The sequence below is a fragment of the Serratia sp. NGAS9 genome (assembly GCF_009905295.1).
GTDB classification, from domain to species: domain Bacteria; phylum Pseudomonadota; class Gammaproteobacteria; order Enterobacterales; family Enterobacteriaceae; genus Serratia; species Serratia bockelmannii.
The window spans coordinates 4770702-4788023 of sequence record NZ_CP047605.1 but is presented as its reverse complement, the minus strand read 5'-3'; the positions used below and the strand labels follow the sequence as shown (position 1 = coordinate 4788023).

The 17322-nt window shown below is 61.5% G+C and carries 17 protein-coding genes; 11 read left to right on the top strand and 6 right to left on the bottom strand.

Annotated features, from left to right (window positions below):
* Positions 1-39: 39 nt before the first annotated feature.
* Both GUC32_RS22780 and GUC32_RS22775 read left to right on the top strand, forming a co-directional pair.
* On the top strand, positions 40-615 hold the full coding sequence (locus GUC32_RS22780; RefSeq protein ID WP_127147032.1) for an aminodeoxychorismate synthase component II: 576 nt from the start codon (positions 40-42) through the stop codon (positions 613-615).
* A 131-nt stretch (positions 616-746) separates the two neighbouring features.
* Positions 747-1964, top strand: a complete 1218-nt coding sequence (locus GUC32_RS22775; protein ID WP_025304519.1) for an aspartate aminotransferase family protein — start codon at positions 747-749, stop codon at positions 1962-1964.
* 40 nt (positions 1965-2004) lie between these two features.
* Here GUC32_RS22775 and GUC32_RS22770 read toward each other — a convergent pair whose 3' ends face one another.
* Positions 2005-4083 (bottom strand): YccS/YhfK family putative transporter, encoded by a 2079-nt coding sequence (locus tag GUC32_RS22770; protein ID WP_369435449.1) that lies wholly within the window; start codon positions 4081-4083, stop codon positions 2005-2007.
* Positions 4084-4133: 50 nt separating this feature from the next.
* Positions 4134-4766, bottom strand: a complete 633-nt coding sequence (gene crp / locus GUC32_RS22765) for a cAMP-activated global transcriptional regulator CRP (protein WP_004090925.1) — start codon at positions 4764-4766, stop codon at positions 4134-4136.
* 382 nt (positions 4767-5148) lie between these two features.
* On the opposite strand from crp, the gene GUC32_RS22760 reads away from it, so the two are divergent.
* A complete protein-coding gene (locus GUC32_RS22760) occupies positions 5149-5556 on the top strand; it encodes an OsmC family protein (RefSeq protein WP_025304517.1) in 408 nt (135 codons plus the stop codon).
* A gap of 38 nt (positions 5557-5594) precedes the next feature.
* On the opposite strand, the gene GUC32_RS22755 is transcribed toward GUC32_RS22760, so the two are convergent.
* The 3 genes from GUC32_RS22755 to GUC32_RS22745 all read right to left on the bottom strand — a co-directional run bounded on the left by GUC32_RS22755 (position 5595) and on the right by GUC32_RS22745 (position 7826).
* Positions 5595-6464, bottom strand: a complete 870-nt coding sequence (locus tag GUC32_RS22755; RefSeq protein WP_025304516.1) for a phosphoribulokinase — start codon at positions 6462-6464, stop codon at positions 5595-5597.
* Positions 6465-6615: 151 nt separating this feature from the next.
* Positions 6616-6849: a YheU family protein gene (locus tag GUC32_RS22750; protein ID WP_004930376.1), complete on the bottom strand. Its 234-nt coding sequence runs from the start codon at positions 6847-6849 to the stop codon at positions 6616-6618.
* Positions 6846-7826, bottom strand: a complete 981-nt coding sequence (locus GUC32_RS22745; protein WP_369435448.1) for a hydrolase — start codon at positions 7824-7826, stop codon at positions 6846-6848. The genes GUC32_RS22750 and GUC32_RS22745 overlap by 4 nt, the downstream gene beginning before the upstream one ends.
* Before the next feature lie 118 nt (positions 7827-7944).
* On the opposite strand from GUC32_RS22745, the gene GUC32_RS22740 reads away from it, so the two are divergent.
* From GUC32_RS22740 to tauD, 6 genes are all read left to right on the top strand, one after another.
* A complete protein-coding gene (locus GUC32_RS22740) occupies positions 7945-8547 on the top strand; it encodes a LysE family translocator (RefSeq protein WP_369435447.1) in 603 nt (200 codons plus the stop codon).
* 10 nt (positions 8548-8557) lie between these two features.
* Positions 8558-9340, top strand: a complete 783-nt coding sequence (locus GUC32_RS22735) for a PhzF family phenazine biosynthesis protein (protein ID WP_025304513.1) — start codon at positions 8558-8560, stop codon at positions 9338-9340.
* A gap of 114 nt (positions 9341-9454) precedes the next feature.
* Complete coding sequence (tauA, locus tag GUC32_RS22730; protein ID WP_025304512.1) at positions 9455-10450, top strand: taurine ABC transporter substrate-binding protein; 996 nt, start codon at positions 9455-9457, stop codon at positions 10448-10450.
* Positions 10451-10459: 9 nt separating this feature from the next.
* On the top strand, positions 10460-11227 hold the full coding sequence (gene tauB / locus GUC32_RS22725; RefSeq protein ID WP_025304511.1) for a taurine ABC transporter ATP-binding subunit: 768 nt from the start codon (positions 10460-10462) through the stop codon (positions 11225-11227).
* The gene (gene tauC, locus GUC32_RS22720) at positions 11224-12060 is read left to right on the top strand and encodes a taurine ABC transporter permease TauC (protein ID WP_369435446.1); all 837 of its coding nucleotides are present in this window, start codon (positions 11224-11226) and stop codon (positions 12058-12060) included. The genes tauB and tauC overlap by 4 nt, the downstream gene beginning before the upstream one ends.
* Positions 12057-12905, top strand: coding sequence for a taurine dioxygenase (tauD, locus tag GUC32_RS22715; protein WP_043138862.1), 849 nt, complete (start codon positions 12057-12059; stop codon positions 12903-12905). Before tauC ends, tauD begins: the two co-directional genes overlap by 4 nt.
* Before the next feature lie 3 nt (positions 12906-12908).
* Here tauD and GUC32_RS22710 read toward each other — a convergent pair whose 3' ends face one another.
* Entirely contained in the window at positions 12909-14822 is a 1914-nt protein-coding gene (locus GUC32_RS22710; RefSeq protein WP_369435445.1) for an ABC transporter ATP-binding protein, read from the bottom strand.
* 129 nt (positions 14823-14951) lie between these two features.
* Between GUC32_RS22710 and kefG the strand changes: the two genes are divergently transcribed.
* Complete coding sequence (kefG, locus tag GUC32_RS22705) at positions 14952-15503, top strand: glutathione-regulated potassium-efflux system ancillary protein KefG (protein ID WP_025159909.1); 552 nt, start codon at positions 14952-14954, stop codon at positions 15501-15503.
* A 2-nt stretch (positions 15504-15505) separates the two neighbouring features.
* Positions 15506-17314: a glutathione-regulated potassium-efflux system protein KefB gene (kefB, locus tag GUC32_RS22700; protein WP_043138857.1), complete on the top strand. Its 1809-nt coding sequence runs from the start codon at positions 15506-15508 to the stop codon at positions 17312-17314.
* The last annotated feature ends 8 nt before the right edge of the window (positions 17315-17322 follow it).

Genomic DNA, 17322 nt, shown 5'->3' with positions numbered 1-17322 from the left:
CAGTAAACTATGGCGGCGTTTTTCTCTGCCGGACCTAACATGCTGCTGCTGATCGATAACTACGACTCCTTTACCTATAACCTTTACCAGTACTTCTGCGAATTGGGCGCCGAGGTGCTGGTGAAGCGCAACGATGAGCTGCAGCTGGCCGATATCGCGCGGCTGGCGCCGCAGCATCTGGTGATTTCCCCTGGCCCCTGTACCCCGAACGAAGCGGGTATCTCGCTGGCCGCCATTCGTCATTTCGCCGGCAAGCTGCCGATCCTCGGCGTATGCCTGGGGCACCAGGCGCTGGGGCAGGCGTTCGGCGCCGAAGTGGTGCGCGCCCGCGCGGTGATGCACGGCAAAACTTCGGAGATTCGCCATCTGGGCGTCGGCGTGTTTCGCGGCCTGAACGATCCGCTGACCGTGACCCGATATCACTCGCTGGTGCTGAAAGCCGATACGCTGCCGGATTGCTTTGAAGTGACCGCCTGGAGCGAACGCGACGGCGTGCGCGACGAGATCATGGGCATCCGCCACCGCACGCTGGCGCTGGAAGGGGTGCAGTTCCACCCGGAAAGCGTGCTCAGCGAGCAGGGCCATCAGCTGTTGGATAATTTTCTCAGGCGTTAATCCCTTCGCGTTTTTTTCGCCCGTCAGGCGTTTTGCATTTGCGCTTTAGGGTTTTTTTATGCATATTTCGTGATTATATTTTCACTATAACATCGCGATAGCGCTGAAAAACCTTCAGGGTGGAGCCGAAAATGACTGACAAATCCGCAGTGAGCCGCAGCACCTTTGACCAGGTGATCCTGCCTGTTTATGCACCCGCCCAGTTTGTTCCGGTGCGCGGCAAAGGCAGCCGGGTCTGGGATCAGCAGGGAAAAGAGTACATCGATTTTTCCGGCGGCATCGCGGTGACGGCGCTGGGACACTGCCACCCGGCGCTGGTCGAGGCGCTCAAACGCCAGGGCGAAACCCTGTGGCATACCAGCAACGTCTTCACCAATGAACCGGCGCTGCGTTTGGCGAGCAAACTGATCGACGCCACCTTCGCCGACCGGGTGTTCTTCGCCAACTCCGGCGCAGAGGCCAACGAGGCGGCGTTCAAACTGGCGCGTCATTACGCCATCACCCGCCACAGCCCCTATAAAACCAAAATCATCGCCTTCTATAACGCGTTTCACGGCCGCACGCTGTTCACCGTGTCGGTGGGCGGGCAGGCCAAATATTCCGACGGGTTCGGGCCGAAGCCGGCCGACATCGTGCACGTGCCGTTCAACGATCTGGCGGCGGTGAAAGCGGTAATGGACGACCATACCTGCGCGGTGGTGATGGAGCCGATTCAGGGAGAGGGCGGCATTACGCCGGTCGACGCCGACTTCCTTAAAGGCGTGCGCAAACTGTGCGACCAACATCAGGCGCTGCTGGTGTTCGACGAAGTGCAAAGCGGCATGGGGCGCAGCGGCAAGCTGTTCGCCTATATGCATTATGGCGTGACGCCGGACATTCTCACCACCGCCAAGGCGCTGGGCGGTGGTTTCCCGGTCAGCGCCATGCTGACCACCGAAGAGATTGCGTCGGTTATGCAGGTGGGCACTCACGGCACCACCTACGGCGGTAACCCGCTGGCCTGCGCGGTGGCGGAGGCGGCGCTGGATGTGATCAATACGCCGGAGGTGCTGAGCGGCATCGAGCAGCGCCACGCGCTGTATGTGCAGGCTTTGCAGGATATCGGCGATAAATACGGTATTTTCACCGCCATTCGTGGCATGGGGTTACTGATCGGCGCCGAGTTGACGCCGCATTATCACGGCAGAGCGCGCGATTTCCTCACCGCCGCCGCTGCGCGTGGGTTGATGATCCTCAACGCCGGGCCGAACGTGATCCGCTTCGCGCCGTCGCTGGTGGTGGAGCCGCAGGACATCGAGGCCGGCATGGCGCTGTTCGAGCTGGCGGTGCAGGATGTGATCAACGCCTGAAGCCCGTGTGACGAATAACGGGGCGCGGCATGCCGCGCCCTTATTGATCGCGGAGTTTGCGCTTGAGCCAAATGCCGTGGTGCGGGCGTTGGCGCCAGGCCAGCGACGAAATGGTGTGCATCACGCTCAGGTGCGACAGAATGCGCCGCAAATGACGCTCCATCTCGGTAACGGGCATCTCCGGATGCAGATCCGGCGGCTGCATGATGCCGCTGTTGTCACTGCTCGGGCCGTCGTATTCCAACCGCTGCTGGCAGCTTTGCAGCGCGATTTCACAGGTTTGCAGATACGCTTCCGCCAGCTTTGGCGTCAGCATGTAGTGCTCGCGCGCCAGGATGGTCATGGCGTTCAGGTGTTCGACGATGAACTGGCTGTGAGTGACCCACAGCCGCATGTCCGCCAGATAGTTCGAGGCGAACCCCGGTTCCTGCATCGCCTGATTGAGCGAAGTGAACAGTGCATTGTGCGCCTGGTTGACCTGCATGCGGGCATAGGCCAACGCGGTGGCGTCCGGCTCCGGTTGCTTCAGCATCAGCCGCAGCGCGGCTTGATCGTTTTCCAGCGCCTGATGGGCATTCTTGCGCAGCAGCCCGCTTTGCCACTGCGGCCACAGCCAAATGGTGCCGCCGAACGCCAGCACGCAGCCGATCAGCGTATCAATCAGACGCGGCACCAAAAAATGCGAGCCGTTCAGCGCCAGCAACTGCAGGGTGTAAACCGCCGTGACCGTAAAGCCAATCACCGACAGCCCGTAGTTCTTGCGCGAAACCAGGTAGGCCAGCAGCGTGATCATCAGCATGATGCTCAGCGTTTCGCCTTCCGGTAACTGCAGCTGCAACAGCCCGGCCGCCAGCAACAGCCCGGCAATCGTCCCCAGCGCACGGTGCTGAATACGCACCCGGGTGGCGTTATACCCGTTTTGGCTCACCAGCATGATGGTGAGCAGGATCCAGTAAGGCTTCGGCAGGTTGAACACCGCCCCCAGACTGCTGCCGACCGCCAGCGTCACCCCCAGCCGCGCGGCGTTGCGCAGGGCGGTAGATTTGAATGACAGATAGCTGGCTAGCGCCGGCCAAAACGGCAGGCGGTGCTGGCCGGGCATCAGATCGCGGCGGTACAGCGGATGCTGGGTGCGCAGCAGGCGGGCGATGCGGCTGAAGTGGTAATAACAAAACTGGCCGACCGGGTTATCGGGATGCTGCGCCGCCATTTTTTCCAGCGCCGCCAGCTCGTGGGCCATGGAAAAGCGCTTCGAATGTTGATGGTAGAGTATATCGTGCGCCACCACGCGCAGCCGGCCGGCGATCACCTGAGCGTTGCGGCGAATGATCGCTTCGGCCTGGCTCTGCTCCACCAGTTTTTGCACTTCCTCCGGCAGATGCAGGCTGACGGTGATGTGCTCCTGCAGATCCATCGCCACCTGAAAGGCGCGCTGCAGTCGCTTTTGATCGAGGTTGTTGGCGTGCGGCAGGAAATTAAGCTGTTGGTACAGCAGGCTGATCAGATCCATCACCTTTTGCTGGCGCACCAGCAGTGGCGGCAGCGCGGTCTGCGGATCGGTGTGCTGAGTCAGCAGGGAGTATTTGGCTTCGAAGTAGTCCGCCAGTTCCAGATAGAGCTGGCTCAGCGTCTCGCGCATCGGCTGCTCTTTCCACAGCCTGAACCAGAACCAGGTGAATAAGCCGTACCAGACGGTGCCGATCGCGTACAGCAGCGGCGCCTGCCAGACAGGCACCGTGCCGGCCGTGCTGAGAGCGAAGATGGCGGCCACCAGCGCCGCCGGCAACAGCCGGGCGTGCAGCGGGCTGATTTCGCCGGTAACGCCGAGCAGCATCGCCAGGCCCAGCATCAGCGCCGGCAGCGGCACGTGCCACAGCAGTGCCTGTTGCAACAGCACGCTGCTGAAGGCGAACAGCGAGCCGCCGACGATCAGCCGTTTAAAGAAGCGCTTATGCGGCGTGTCCAGACCGGCGATATTGCAGCAGGCGGGCACCAGAGAGAACATCAGGCCGAGCTGCAGCTGGCCTATCAACAAGCCAAACAGCACCGGCAGGCACAACACCAGCGTTTGTCGCAGTGCGTAGTTGATTTCCGGGTGGTAGATCAGACGGCGCCACATGGCAGAGAGCAGACAAAAAAACGGCGCAGATTGCGCCGTTTCTTCAGGGATTAACGGGTGCCGTAGACGACAATGGTTTTGCCGTGGGCGGAAATCAGGTTTTGATCTTCCAGCATTTTCAGAATACGGCCAACGGTTTCACGTGAGCAGCCGACGATCTGGCCGATCTCCTGACGGGTGATCTTGATCTGCATGCCGTCCGGGTGAGTCATGGCGTCGGGTTGCTTCGCCAGATTCAGCAGGGTTTGCGCGATGCGGCCGGTCACGTCCAGGAAGGCGAGGTTGCCCACTTTTTCGGAGGTAACCTGCAGGCGGCTCGCCATTTGGGCGGACAGGCGCATCAGGATGTCCGGGTTCACCTGGATCAGCTGGCGGAATTTCTTGTAGGAAATTTCGGCCACTTCACAGGCGGTTTTCGCGCGAACCCAGGCGCTGCGCTCCTGGCCTTCTTCGAACAATCCGAGCTCGCCGATGAAATCCCCCTGGTTGAGGTAGGACAGGATCATCTCTTTACCTTCTTCATCCTTGATCAGCACCGCGACGGAGCCTTTCACGATGTAGTAAAGCGTTTCGGCCTTTTCACCTTGGTGAATCAGCGTACTCTTCGATGGATATTTGTGGATATGGCAATGAGACAGGAACCATTCGAGAGTAGGGTCTGTTTGCGGTTTGCCGAGAACCATTCGCTGTTATCCTCTGTTGTTATCGCTGCCTTGTGTCACAGGGGTCAGAGTTCCCTGTAAAACCCGCCTGTAGCCGCAGTCATGAGCGAGGGCTACCGGCAAGTTTTGAGGCGTGTCATAAAAATACGCTGTCGCTCTAGCATATTAACTTGCCGTAAGCGCTGCAAGCTACATTCTGTTAACATACCGGTAAAGGAGCCTTTCTCTGGGCGTTTCCCTGAAATTCAGTGTCCCGGAAAGATTTATTGCGGCTCTGTTTGTAGCACAGAGTAAGGCGGGTGTCTCGTGTTGTCTCGCTTCAGCATGATTAGCATCAGGTTACGTTGCCTGTTTCTATGCGAAAGCGTACTCTGATTTTAAGAAATTAACCGGAGTGACCAGAATGCAGGCAAGAGTTAAGTGGGTGGAAGGGTTAACGTTTTTGGGTGAATCGGCCTCCGGCCACCAGGTGCTGATGGACGGCAACGCCGGCGATAAAGCGCCGAGCCCGATGGAGATGGTGCTGATGTCGGTGGGCGGCTGCAGCGCGATTGACGTGGTGTCCATCCTGCAAAAAGGGCGCAACGACGTGCGCGACTGCGAGGTGAAGCTGACCTCCGAGCGCCGTGCAGAAGCCCCGCGGTTGTTCACCCATATCAATCTGCACTTCATCGTCACCGGTCAGGATCTGACCGACAAAATCGTAGAGCGTGCGGTGAACCTGTCGGCGGAGAAATACTGCTCGGTGGCGCTGATGCTCAACAAGGCTGCCACGGTGACCCACAGTTTCGAGATCCGCCAACCGGCGTAATCGAGACGGAGCGCGGCCCGCCGCCGCGCTCAACGCATTTATTCGATCTTCTTGCCTTCCAGCAATCGCTGCACCAGCGGCGCCATGATCAGCTCCATCGCCAGCCCCATCTTGCCGCCCGGCACCACTAACGTATTGATGTGCGAGATAAACGAGCCCTGCAGCATCGCCAGCAAATAGGGGAAGTCAATCTGATCCAGCCCGCGGAAGTGGATCACCACGAAGCTTTCATCCAGTGAGGGAATGGCTTTGGCGGCGAACGGGTTGGAAGTGTCCACCGTCGGCACACGCTGGAAGTTGATGTGGGTGCGCGAGAACTGCGGCGTGATGTAGTTGATGTAATCTTCCATCGAACGCACCACCGAATCCATCACCGCCTCGCGGGAGTGGCCGCGCTCGCCGGTATCGCGGATCAGCTTCTGGATCCACTCCAGGTTGACGATCGGCACCACGCCGACCAGCAGATCGACGTGGCTGGCCACGTCATGGTGTTCGGTGACCACACCGCCGTGCAGCCCCTCGTAGAACAGCACGTCGGTCGGCGCCGGCAGCGGCTCCCATGGGGTGAAGGTGCCCGGCACCTGATTGTAGGGCACCGCTTCGTCGTAGGTGTGCAGGTACTTGCGCGAACGGCCGGTGCCGTTTTTGCCGTACTCGATAAAGCTCTGCTGCAGCAGGCCGAAGTCGTTGGCCTCGGGGCCAAAATAGCTAATGTGCCTGCCCAGATCGCGCGCCTTGCGGATCGCCGCGTCCATTTCCGGCCGGGTGTAGCGGTGGAAGCTGTCGCCCTCCAGTTCGGCGGCGCGAATGTTGAGCTGTTGGAAGATTTTGCGGAACGCCACGCTGGTGGTGGTGGTGCCGGCGCCGCTGGAACCGGTCACCGCGATAACGGGATGTTTGGCAGACATGGTGGTTGTCACTCCGTGTTGAATGCGCCGGCGTCAGGGGATTATTGTGGCTCTTGTTGACGCTCTCTATGTCAGGAAAAAATGGCGCTCGCTGGTTTGCAATGTCCCATTGTTACCTGATTTTTTCCGTCAGTCATAGAACCGAACGCCACTAAATTTCTTCCTGCCCGGCGCGGAACTGGCCGCGCGGCATGATGTTGACGCTCTCATGCAGTTCTGACCACACCAGCACCACTTCGCCGTTTTTCAGCTGGCGGCGCACGTCCTCCACCTTCTGTTCCAGCGATCGTTCGTGCTCGCCGTAATCGGTGCCTTCGCGCAGCACAAAGGATTCGATCAGGCTGTTCAGGGTGTCGGTTGCCAGTTCTTGCCAGGGAATGATCACGTCGGGATGTCCAGATAAGGGGAAAGCCAGGCCGGAATGCGATGCTCCAGCCACATGTGCGGTTTTTTCAGCGTGCCGCCGACGAAGCCGACGTGGCCGCCGAACTCGGTCAGCTGATATTCGATATTGCGCGGCAGGCCGGCGACGTCGGGGATCACCTCATGGGTCATGAAGGGATCGTCCTTCGCATGGATGATCAGCAGCGGCGTTTGGATCGCCGGCAACAGCGGCAGAGCGCTGCAGCGGCGATAATAGTCGGTGGCGTCGCTGAAGCCGTGAATGCGCGAGGTGATGGCGTCGTTGAACTCGCGGATGCGCCGCAAACCGTTCAGCTGTGACAGCTTGAGCGGCAGGGTGTCCGGGTAGTGCAACAGTTTGCGGGTGGCGTTTTGTTTCAGTTGCCCCAGCAAATAGCGCTGATAGACGCGGGAGAAGCCTTGCTCCATGCGGTAGGCGCAGGGTTCCAGCATCAGCGGCGCTGAGACCACCACCGCCGCCTGCAGCAGGCTGTCGGCGCCTTGCTGCGCCAGATAGCAGGCCAGCATGTTGCCGCCGAGCGAAACGCCTACCGCCGCGGTTGGCACCTCGCCGTAGCGGTCGCGCAGCCAGCGCAGGAAGAAGCGCGCGTCTTCGGTTTCGCCGGAGTGGTAGATGCGCTGTTTGCGGTTGGGCACGCCGCTGCAGCCGCGAAAGTGCATCACCACGCCGAGCCAGCCGCGCTCACGCCAGGCGTTGAGCAGGCCATGCGCGTAGGGGCTGTAGAAGCTGCCTTCCAGGCCGTGGAACAGCACCGCGCGCGGTTTGTCGCGCGCCTGCGCCGGATCCTCGCTCCAGGCAAGATCGACGAAGTCGCCGTCGGGCAATTCCAGCCGTTGCCAATGCGGTTTCAATAACACGCGGCGGCGCACCAGCCGCGGCAACAGCGTTTGCAGGTGCGGGTTACTGGCCCCGGTCAGGGGGCGAAAGGTGTTAGGCATAGGCTGAGTAAAATGTTGTGGGCGGCTATTGTGAGATCCCTAGCGCACTGTTAGCTTCAATACCAAGAATTAACAATGATACTGCAAAAAAGCGCCTTGGGTGAGGAGCACCCGTGCCATGGAACCGAGTTTATTCCTTTCGATGCTGGGCTTCCCGTGGGTCGCCGCCATCACGCCAGGCCCCAATAACCTGCTGCTGACCACCTCCGGTGCTAACTTCGGCTTTATGCGTTCGCTGTGGCTGATGATTGGCATCATGCTCGGCATGCAAAGCATTTTGCTGCTGGTGGCCTTCGGCGTCGGCAGCCTGATCCTGGTTTACCCGTCGCTGCACCTGATCCTGAAAATCCTCGGCAGTTTGTACCTGCTGTGGCTGGCGTGGAAAGTCGCCACCGCCGCCTATGAAAAGCTGGAAACCGACGTGGCGCCGCCGCAGCCGGTGCGGCTGTATCAGGGCTGGCTGCTGCAGTTCCTCAACCCGAAAGCCTGGCTGATGGCGCTGGGCGCGGTGGCGAGCTTCAGCCTGGCGGGCGATAAGTACAACGGTTCCATCGCGGCGATCGCGCTGGGCATTTTGGCGGTAAACATCGTCGCCGGCGTTATCTGGCTGGCGTTCGGTACCCTGATCGGCCGCCTGCTGCGCAGCAAAAAGGCCTGGGTTATCTTCAACGTTTCCATGGGGTTGTTGACCGCAGCCTGTGTGTTACTGATCTGGCATTAAGGAGTGAACGATGGCGGAAAATTATTATCACGTGGTTGCTTTTACCGGCAAAGGGCTGCGCGGCAACCCGGCCGGGGTTTGCCTGCTGACGCAGCCGCTGCCGGCGGAGCGGTTGCAGGCGATCGCCAACGAGATCGGCCTGCCGGAAACCAGCTTTGTTTGGGATGACGGCGACATGACCGCCATTCGCTGGTTTACCCCGGAGCGTGAGGTCGATCTTTGCGGCCACGGCACGCTGGCGGCGGCGCATGTGATGTTCAGCGCGGTTAACCCGGCGCTGAAGGATATTCGCTTCCGTTCGGCCGGCGGCGAGCTGTTCGTCAAGCGCGATGAGCGGGACGGGGAGCGGCTGGTGCTTGATTTCCCCGCCAGGCCGCCGCAGAAAGTCGCCGAACCGGCGGGCCTCGCGGCGCTGCTGGGCGTGCAGCCGCAGGAAGTGTGGCAGGCGAAAGCGCTGCTGGTGGTGGTGGAAAATGAGGCGCAGGTGCGCGCGCTGCGCCCGGACATCCCGGCGCTGATCGCATTGGCCGGCCGCGCGGTGATCGTCACCGCGCCGGGTGACACCGTGGACTTCGTTTCGCGCTATTTCACGCTCGACGGCGGCGAGGATCCGGTGACCGGCTCCGCGCATTGCACGTTGATGCCTTACTGGACGGCGCGCCTCGGCCGCCATCGGCTGCATGCGCAGCAGATCTCGGCACGCGGCGGCGAACTGTTCTGCGAACTGCAAGGGGATCGCACGCTGCTCGGCGGCTATGCTCATGTGTTCCTGCACGGAAGTATCGCGCTGTAATCTGCGGTTATATTACTCAAGGTAATAAAGAAGACTTTTTTATTCTTTTATCGCCCGTCATCGCTCAGATAAAACTGTCAGCAACTGAACAGATTTTTATCAACGGAGCGGAACATGGCGGGCAAACTCTTTTCCTTACGTAACGTGGCGCTGCTGGCGTTGTCGCTCAGCGCGGCCAGTGCCTACGCGGTGGACGTGACCGTGGCGTACCAGACGTCGGCAGAACCGGCCAAGGTGGCGCAGGCGGAAAACAGCTTCGCCAAACAGTCCGGTGCGACCGTCGACTGGCGTAAGTTCGACAGCGGCTCCAGCGTGCTGCGTGCGCTGGCCTCCGGCGACGTGCAGATCGGCAATATCGGCTCCAGCCCGCTGGCGGTGGCCGCCAGCCAAAAACTCCCCATCGAAGTGTTCCTCATCGCCTCGCAGCTCGGCAGTTCTGAAGCGCTGGTGGTGAAGAATGACATCAAAAGCCCGCAGGATCTGATCGGCAAGCGCATTGCGGTGCCGTTTATCTCCACCACCCATTACAGCCTGCTGGCCTCGCTCAAACATTGGGGCATCAAGCCTGAACAGGTGAAGATCCTCAATCTGCAGCCGCCGGCCATCGCCGCCGCCTGGCAGCGCGGCGACATCGACGGCGCCTACGTCTGGGCGCCGGTGGTCAACGAACTGGCCAAACAGGGCAAGGTGCTGACCGACTCCGCGCAGGTGGGCGAATGGGGTTCACCGACGCTGGACGTGTGGGTGGTGCGCAAAGACTTCGCCGAGAAACATCCCGACGTGGTGACCGCCTTTGCCGCCAGCGCCCTGCAGGCGCAAAAGGCCTACCTGACGGCGCCGGAACAGTGGCTGAAAGATCCGAGCCATCTTAGCACCTTGGCGCGCTTGAGCGGCGTACCGGAAGCGCAGGTGCCGGAACTGGTGAAGGGGAACCGTTATCTGCCGGTGGCCGATCAGGTTGCCCAGCTCGGCCAGCCGGTGGACAAGGCAATCCGCGATACCGCCGAATTCCTCAAGCAGCAGGGCAAGATCCCGCAGGTCGACAGCGACTACAGCGCTTACGTCACCGACCGTTTTGTGAAACAGGTGCAGGCTGCGCCGCAGTCGTAAGGAAGCAGGATGCTAAACGTCAATCATCTTTCAGCAGAGTATCAGGGGCGGCCCGCGCTGCGTGACGTGTCGTTCCAGATCGCCGCCGGGCAACTGGTGGTGGTGCTCGGCCCATCGGGCTGCGGCAAGACCACGCTGCTGAATTTGATCGCCGGGTTTATCGAGCCTTCAGCTGGCAGCATCACGCTGGATGGAACGCCCGTTCACGGCCCGGGCGCTGAACGGGGCGTGGTGTTCCAGCATGAGGGTTTACTGCCGTGGCGTAACGTGGTGGACAACGTCGAGTTCGGTCTGCAGCTGGCCGGCGTCGGCAAGGCGCAGCGCCGCCAGGTGGCGGAGCAGATGCTGCAGCGCGTCGGTCTGGCCGGTTACGAGCGGCATTTCATCTGGCAGCTTTCCGGCGGCATGCGCCAACGCGTCGGCATCGCCCGCGCCCTGGCCGCGGATCCGCGCCTGCTGTTGCTGGATGAACCGTTCGGCGCGCTGGACGCGTTTACTCGCGAGCAGATGCAGGAGCTGTTGCTGACTATTTGGCGCGATACCGGCAAGCAGGTGCTGCTGATCACCCACGATATCGAAGAGGCGGTGTTCCTCGCCAGCGAGCTGCTGCTGCTGTCGCCGGGGCCGGGGCAGGTGGTAGAGCGATTGTCGCTGAACTTCGGCCAACGCTATGCCGACGGCGAAGCCTGCCGCTCGATTAAGTCCGATCCTGAATTTATCGCGCAGCGCGAATACGTGCTGGGCAAAGTTTTCCAACAGCGCGAGGCCTTGCTATGAGCCTGCATTCCACGTTAAAGGCCGCGGCGCAGCCGCAGGGCAAAGCGGCGCGCCGTTTCAGCGTGCCGCGCAACGTTTGGTTGAGCGGCGCCACGCTGTTGACGGTGTTGATCGTCTGGTGGGGCGTGACGGCGCTGCAGCTGATCAGCCCGCTGTTCCTGCCGGCGCCGCAGCAGGTGCTGCATCAACTGATCACCATCGCCAGCCCGCAAGGCTTTATGGACGCCACGCTGTGGCAGCATCTGGCGGCCAGCCTGGGGCGCATTTTGGTGGCGCTGCTGGCGGCGGTGATCGTCGGCATTCCGGTGGGCATCGCCATGGGGCTGAACGACACGGTGCGCGGCATCCTCGATCCGCTGATTGAGATCTATCGTCCGGTGCCGCCGTTGGCGTATTTACCGCTGATGGTAATTTGGTTCGGCATCGGCGAGACCTCGAAAATCTTGTTGATTTATCTGGCGATTTTCGCGCCGGTGACGCTCTCCGCCGTGGCCGGCGTGCGCAGCGTGGCGCAGGTGCAGGTGCGCGCCGCCCGCGCGCTGGGCGCCACGCGTTGGCAGGTGCTGCGTTTCGTGGTGCTGCCGAGCGCGCTGCCGGAGATCCTGACCGGCATCCGCATCGGGCTGGGCGTCGGCTGGTCGACGCTGGTGGCCGCCGAACTGATCGCCGCCACGCGCGGCCTGGGATTTATGGTGCAATCCGCCGGTGAGTTTTTGGCGACCGACGTAGTGTTGGCCGGCATCGGCGTGATTGCGGTGATTGCATTTGGGTTGGAGCTGGGGCTGCGCGCCCTGCAGCGCCGATTGACCCCGTGGCATGGAGTACAGCAATGAACGAACGTCTGAATATCACCCCGCTGGGGCCTTACATCGGGGCGCTGGTGGAAAACGTCGAGTTGGCCCGGCCGTTGGGCGATGGCCAGTTTGAACAGCTTTATCATGCGCTGCTCAAGCATCAGGTGCTGTTCTTCCGCAACCAGCCGATCACGCCGCTGCAGCAGCGCGATCTGGCCGGCCGCTTCGGCGATCTGCACATCCATCCGGTCTATCCGCACGCCACCGACGTGGAAGAGATCATCGTGCTCGATACCCACGACGACAACCCGCCGGACAACGACAACTGGCACACCGACGTGACCTTTATCGAGAACCCGCCGCTGGGGGCGATCCTGGCGGCCAAGACCTTGCCTTCCACCGGCGGCGATACGCTGTGGGCCAGTGGCATCGCGGCCTACGAGGCGCTGTCGGCGCCGTTCAGAACGCTGCTCGCGGGGCTGCGCGCGGAACATGACTTCACCAAGTCGTTCCCGGAGTACAAGCATCGCGGCAGTGAAGAAGAACACCAGCGTTGGCAACTGGCGGTGCAGAAAAATCCGCCGCTGCTGCATCCGGTGGTGCGTACTCATCCGGTCAGCGGCCGGCAGGCGCTGTTCGTCAATGAAGGGTTCACCACGCGGATCGTGGATGTGGCGCCGAAGGAGAGCGACGCTTTACTGAACTTCCTGTTTGCTCACATCACCAAACCGGAGTTTCAGGTGCGCTGGCGCTGGCAGGAAAATGACGTGGCGATCTGGGATAACCGCGTGACGCAGCACTACGCCAACGCGGATTATCTGCCGCAGCGGCGCATCATGCACCGCGCGACCATTCTGGGGGATAGGCCTTTTTACAAGGACTGAGGCTTAGGCTTCGAACGCCTGCGTTAACTGCTCCAGCTGTTCCTGTGCATCCAGCCAGGTCATTTCCGTCTCTTCGAGCGCGGATTTGGCCTGGCTTTGCTTTTGCAGGTAGTCGGTCAGTTCGGCCTTGCGGCTGATGTCGTACAGTGCGGGATCCGCCAACTGCTCTTCCACCGCCGCCAGTTCGGCGCCCAGTTTTTCCATCTGCTGTTCCAGCTTGGCGATCTGCTTGCGCAGCGGTTGGGTCTGCGTACGGAACTCCGCCTCGCGGCGTTTTTGGTCCTTGCGCGCCTGCGCGCTGTTGCCGCCGCTCTCTTTTTCCGGTGCATCCTGCTGGTTTTCCTGGCGCTGCAGGTCGACAAGCCACTGCTGGTAGTCGTCGAGATCGCCCTCGAAAGGCTCGACCTGGCCGTCATGCACCAAGTACAGATCGTCGGTGGTGGAGCGCAGCAGGTGACGGTCGTGCGAGACCACCACCAACGCGCCTTCGAAATCGATCAGCGCCTCGGTCAGCGCCTGACGCATGTCGAGATCTAGGTGGTTGGTCGGTTCATCGAGCAGCAGCAGGTTCGGGCGTTGCCAGACGATCAGCGCCAGCACCAGCCGCGCCTTCTCGCCGCCGGAGAAACGTTCGGTCACTTCGCTGACCTTGTCGCCCTGGAACCCGAAACCGCCCAGGTAATCTCGCAGCTGCTGCTCCAGCACCCGTGGCGCGATGCGGCTCAGATGCTGCAACGGCGATTCGTCGGCGCGCAGGAATTCCAGCTGGTGCTGGGCGAAGTAACCCAGCTTGATGCCTTTCGCCAGGCCGATCTCGCCGCTCAGCGGTTCTAGGGTGCCGGCCAGCAGTTTGATCAACGTCGATTTACCGGCGCCGTTGCGGCCGAGCAGGCCAATGCGTGAACCGGGTACCAGGTTCAGCTTGATTGACTTCAAGATCACTTTATCGCCATATCCGGCGCTGACTTTTTCCATGCGCAGCAGCGGGTTCGGCAGGCTTTCCGGCGGGCGGAAGCTGAAGGTGAACGGGTTGTCGACGTGCGCCGGGGCGATCAGCTCCATGCGCTCCAGCATCTTGATGCGGCTCTGCGCCTGCTTGGCTTTGGAGGCCTTCGCCCGAAAACGGTCGATATAACTTTGCAGGTGCGCCACTTTTTCTTGCTGATGCTGATACAGCGACTGTTGCTGCGCCAATTTGGTGGCGCGCTGGCGTTCGAACGACGAGTAGTTGCCGGTGTATTCGTTCAGGGTCTGCTGTTCGATGTGCAGGATCTTGTCGACAATCGGATCGAGAAAGTCGCGGTCATGCGAGATCAGCACCAGCGTGCCGGGGTAGCTTTTCAGCCAGCGCTCCAGCCAGATCACCGCATCGAGATCCAGGTGGTTGGTCGGTTCGTCGAGCAGCAGCAGGTCGGAACGGCACACCAGCGCCTGCGCCAGGTTGAGACGCATGCGCCAGCCGCCGGAAAAGTCGCGCACCGGGCTTTGCAGCTGTTCGTTGGAGAAGCCGAGGCCGTGCAGCAGGCTGGCGGCGCGGGAACGGATGGTCCAAGCGTCGATGGCGTCCAGCTTACCGTGCAGGGTGGCGATGGCGTTGCCGTCGTTGCGGTCGTTGGCGGCCTGCAGTTCGGCTTCGAGCTGGCGAAACTCGCGGTCGCCGTCGATAACATACTCGATCGCCGGCACGTCCAGCGCCGGCGTCTCCTGGTTGACCCAGGCCAGCGCCCAGTTGCCGGGGAAGGTAAAGCTGCCGCCATCCGCCGCGATCTCGCCCTTCAGCAGCGACAGCAGCGTGGATTTGCCGCAGCCATTTTTGCCCACCAGGCCGACCTTCTGACCTGGATTAACCGTCGCCGTGGCGTTGTCCAGCAGGACGCGGATGCCGCGTCGGATTTGTAGCGAGGAGAATACAATCATAAAGCGCCGTATGTTCAGAGTATGTTAAATTATCATTAAGGTAACAGAACGCGCACCGCGCGCTGTTTTTGTCTTTGCGATGCATGGTAGCGGAAAACCGCTACTCTGACGACGCTTTGGAGGGGAATGATGTCGCAGCCGCCCAAGGTCTTGCTGCTGTATGCCCATCCGGAATCCCATGACTCGGTGGCGAACCGGGTTTTGCTTCGACCGGCGCAGCAGTTGGAACATGTCACCGTGCACGATCTCTACGCGCACTACCCTGATTTTTTTATCGATATTCATCACGAACAACAGCTGCTGCGTGAGCATCAGGTCATCGTGTTTCAGCACCCTCTGTATACCTACAGCTGTCCGGCGCTGCTGAAGGAGTGGCTGGATCGCGTGCTGTCGCGCGGCTTCGCCAGCGGGGTGGGCGGCAATGCGCTGGCGGGCAAATACTGGCGCTCGGTGATCACCACCGGTGAGCCGGAAGGCGCCTACCGCACCGGCGGTTATAACCACTATCCGATGGAAGATATCCTGCGGCCGTTCGAGCTGACCGCCGGGATGTGCCATATGCACTGGCTGACGCCGTTCGTGGTCTATTGGGCGCGGCGGCAGAAGCCGGAGGTGTTGCGCAGCCATGCAGACGCCTACGGCGAGTGGCTGAGCCACCCGCTGCCGCACGGAGGGCGGTGACCATGGAAGGATCGACCTTACTGACCGCCATTTTGCTGTTCCTGTTTGCCGCGGTGGTGACGGTGCCGATCGCCCGTCGCCTGGGGATCGGCGCGGTGCTGGGCTATCTGATCGCCGGCATTGCCATCGGCCCTTGGGGATTGGGCTTCATCCGCGACGTTGACGAGATCCTGCACTTCTCCGAGCTGGGCGTGGTGTTCCTGATGTTCATCATCGGTCTGGAGCTGAACCCCAGCAAGCTGTGGGAACTGAGGCGCTCGATTTTCGGCGCCGGCGCCGGCCAGGTGTTGCTCACCGCGGCGGTGCTGGGCGCGTTGCTGTACCTGACGCACTTCGCCTGGCAGGCGGCGGTGATCGGCGGTATCGGCCTGGCGATGTCTTCCACCGCCATGGCGCTGCAGCTGATGCGCGAAAAGGGCATGAACCGCAACGAAGGGGGGCAGCTCGGTTTCTCGGTGCTGCTGTTCCAGGATATGGCGGTGATCCCGGCGTTGGCGTTGATCCCCATTCTGGCCGGCGCCGGCGGCACCAGCGACGACTGGGCGAAGATCGCGCTCAAGGTCGCGGCGTTCGGCGGCATGCTGATCGGCGGACGCTTTCTGCTGCGGCCGCTGTTCCGCTATATCGCCGCCTCCGGCGTGCGCGAGATTTTCACCGCCGCGGCGCTGTTGTTGGTGCTCGGCTCGGCGCTGTTTATGGAGGCGCTCGGCCTGTCGATGGCGCTCGGCACCTTCATCGCCGGGGTGCTGTTGGCGGAGAGCGAATATCGCCACGAACTGGAGATCTCCATCGAGCCGTTTAAAGGGCTGCTGCTGGGGCTGTTCTTTATCTCGGTGGGCATGGTGTTGAATATCGGCGTGCTCTACACCCACCTGGCCGAGGTGTTGATCGGCGTACTGGCGCTGGTGGCGGTCAAATCCGGCGTGCTCTATGGCGTGTCGCGTCTGTTCGGCCTGCGTAGCTCGGTGCGGCTGCAGTTTGCCGGGGTGCTCAGCCAGGGCGGTGAGTTTGCCTTCGTGCTGTTTTCGGCGGCGGGGACGCAAAAGGTGCTGCAGCCGGATCAACTCTCTTTGCTGCTGGTGGTGGTGACGCTGTCGATGATGACCACGCCGCTGCTGATGCAGGTCATCGACCGCATTTTGGCGCGCCGCTATAACGCTAAAGGCGAAGACGAGGAAACGCCGTACGTAGAGGATGACGATCCGCAGGTGATCATCGTCGGCTTCGGGCGTTTCGGCCAGGTGATCGGCCGCCTGTTGATGGCCAACAAAATGCGCATTACCGTACTGGAGCGCGACGTCAGCGCCGTCGGCGTGCTGCGGCGTTACGGTTACCAGGTTTATTACGGCGACGCCACCGAGCTGGAGCTGTTGCGCGCGGCGGGCGCCGAAAAGGCCAAGTCGATCGTGATCACCTGCAATGAGCCGGAAGACACCATGGAGATCGTGCGGCTGTGCCAACAGCACTTTCCGAACCTGAGCATTCTGGCGCGCGCGCGCGGCCGCGTGGAGGCGCATGAGCTGCTGCAGGCGGGCGTGAAACAGTTCAGCCGCGAAACCTTCTCCAGCGCGCTGGAACTGGGGCGCAAGGCGCTGATGGAGTTGGGCATGCACCCGCATCAGGCTTTCCGCGCCCAGCAGCATTTCCGCCGCCTGGATATGCGCATGCTGCGTGAGCTGATGCCGCCGCATCAGGGCGACGTGGCGCAAATTTCCCGCGTGAAAGAGGCGCGGCGCGAGCTGGAAGAGCTGTTCCATCGCGAAATGCAAAAAGAAAGTCGCCAGTTCGACGGCTGGGACGAATACGAATAAGCGGGAGC

Bases quoted from the DNA above. Each gene is read 5' to 3' on its own strand.
- kefB (WP_043138857.1), top strand. From the start codon at position 15,506: ATGGAAGGATCGACCTTACTGACCGCCATTTTGCTGTTCCTGTTTGCC.
- GUC32_RS22780 (WP_127147032.1), top strand. From the start codon at position 40: ATGCTGCTGCTGATCGATAACTACGACTCCTTTACCTATAACCTTTAC.
- tauC (WP_369435446.1), top strand. From the start codon at position 11,224: ATGAGCCTGCATTCCACGTTAAAGGCCGCGGCGCAGCCGCAGGGCAAA.
- tauB (WP_025304511.1), top strand. From the start codon at position 10,460: ATGCTAAACGTCAATCATCTTTCAGCAGAGTATCAGGGGCGGCCCGCG.
- kefG (WP_025159909.1), top strand. From the start codon at position 14,952: ATGTCGCAGCCGCCCAAGGTCTTGCTGCTGTATGCCCATCCGGAATCC.
- GUC32_RS22740 (WP_369435447.1), top strand. From the start codon at position 7,945: ATGGAACCGAGTTTATTCCTTTCGATGCTGGGCTTCCCGTGGGTCGCC.
- GUC32_RS22745 (WP_369435448.1), bottom strand. From the start codon at position 7,826: ATGCCTAACACCTTTCGCCCCCTGACCGGGGCCAGTAACCCGCACCTG.
- crp (WP_004090925.1), bottom strand. From the start codon at position 4,766: ATGGTTCTCGGCAAACCGCAAACAGACCCTACTCTCGAATGGTTCCTG.
- tauA (WP_025304512.1), top strand. From the start codon at position 9,455: ATGGCGGGCAAACTCTTTTCCTTACGTAACGTGGCGCTGCTGGCGTTG.
- GUC32_RS22770 (WP_369435449.1), bottom strand. From the start codon at position 4,083: ATGTGGCGCCGTCTGATCTACCACCCGGAAATCAACTACGCACTGCGA.
- GUC32_RS22710 (WP_369435445.1), bottom strand. From the start codon at position 14,822: ATGATTGTATTCTCCTCGCTACAAATCCGACGCGGCATCCGCGTCCTG.
- GUC32_RS22735 (WP_025304513.1), top strand. From the start codon at position 8,558: ATGGCGGAAAATTATTATCACGTGGTTGCTTTTACCGGCAAAGGGCTG.
- tauD (WP_043138862.1), top strand. From the start codon at position 12,057: ATGAACGAACGTCTGAATATCACCCCGCTGGGGCCTTACATCGGGGCG.
- GUC32_RS22760 (WP_025304517.1), top strand. From the start codon at position 5,149: ATGCAGGCAAGAGTTAAGTGGGTGGAAGGGTTAACGTTTTTGGGTGAA.
- GUC32_RS22755 (WP_025304516.1), bottom strand. From the start codon at position 6,464: ATGTCTGCCAAACATCCCGTTATCGCGGTGACCGGTTCCAGCGGCGCC.
- GUC32_RS22775 (WP_025304519.1), top strand. From the start codon at position 747: ATGACTGACAAATCCGCAGTGAGCCGCAGCACCTTTGACCAGGTGATC.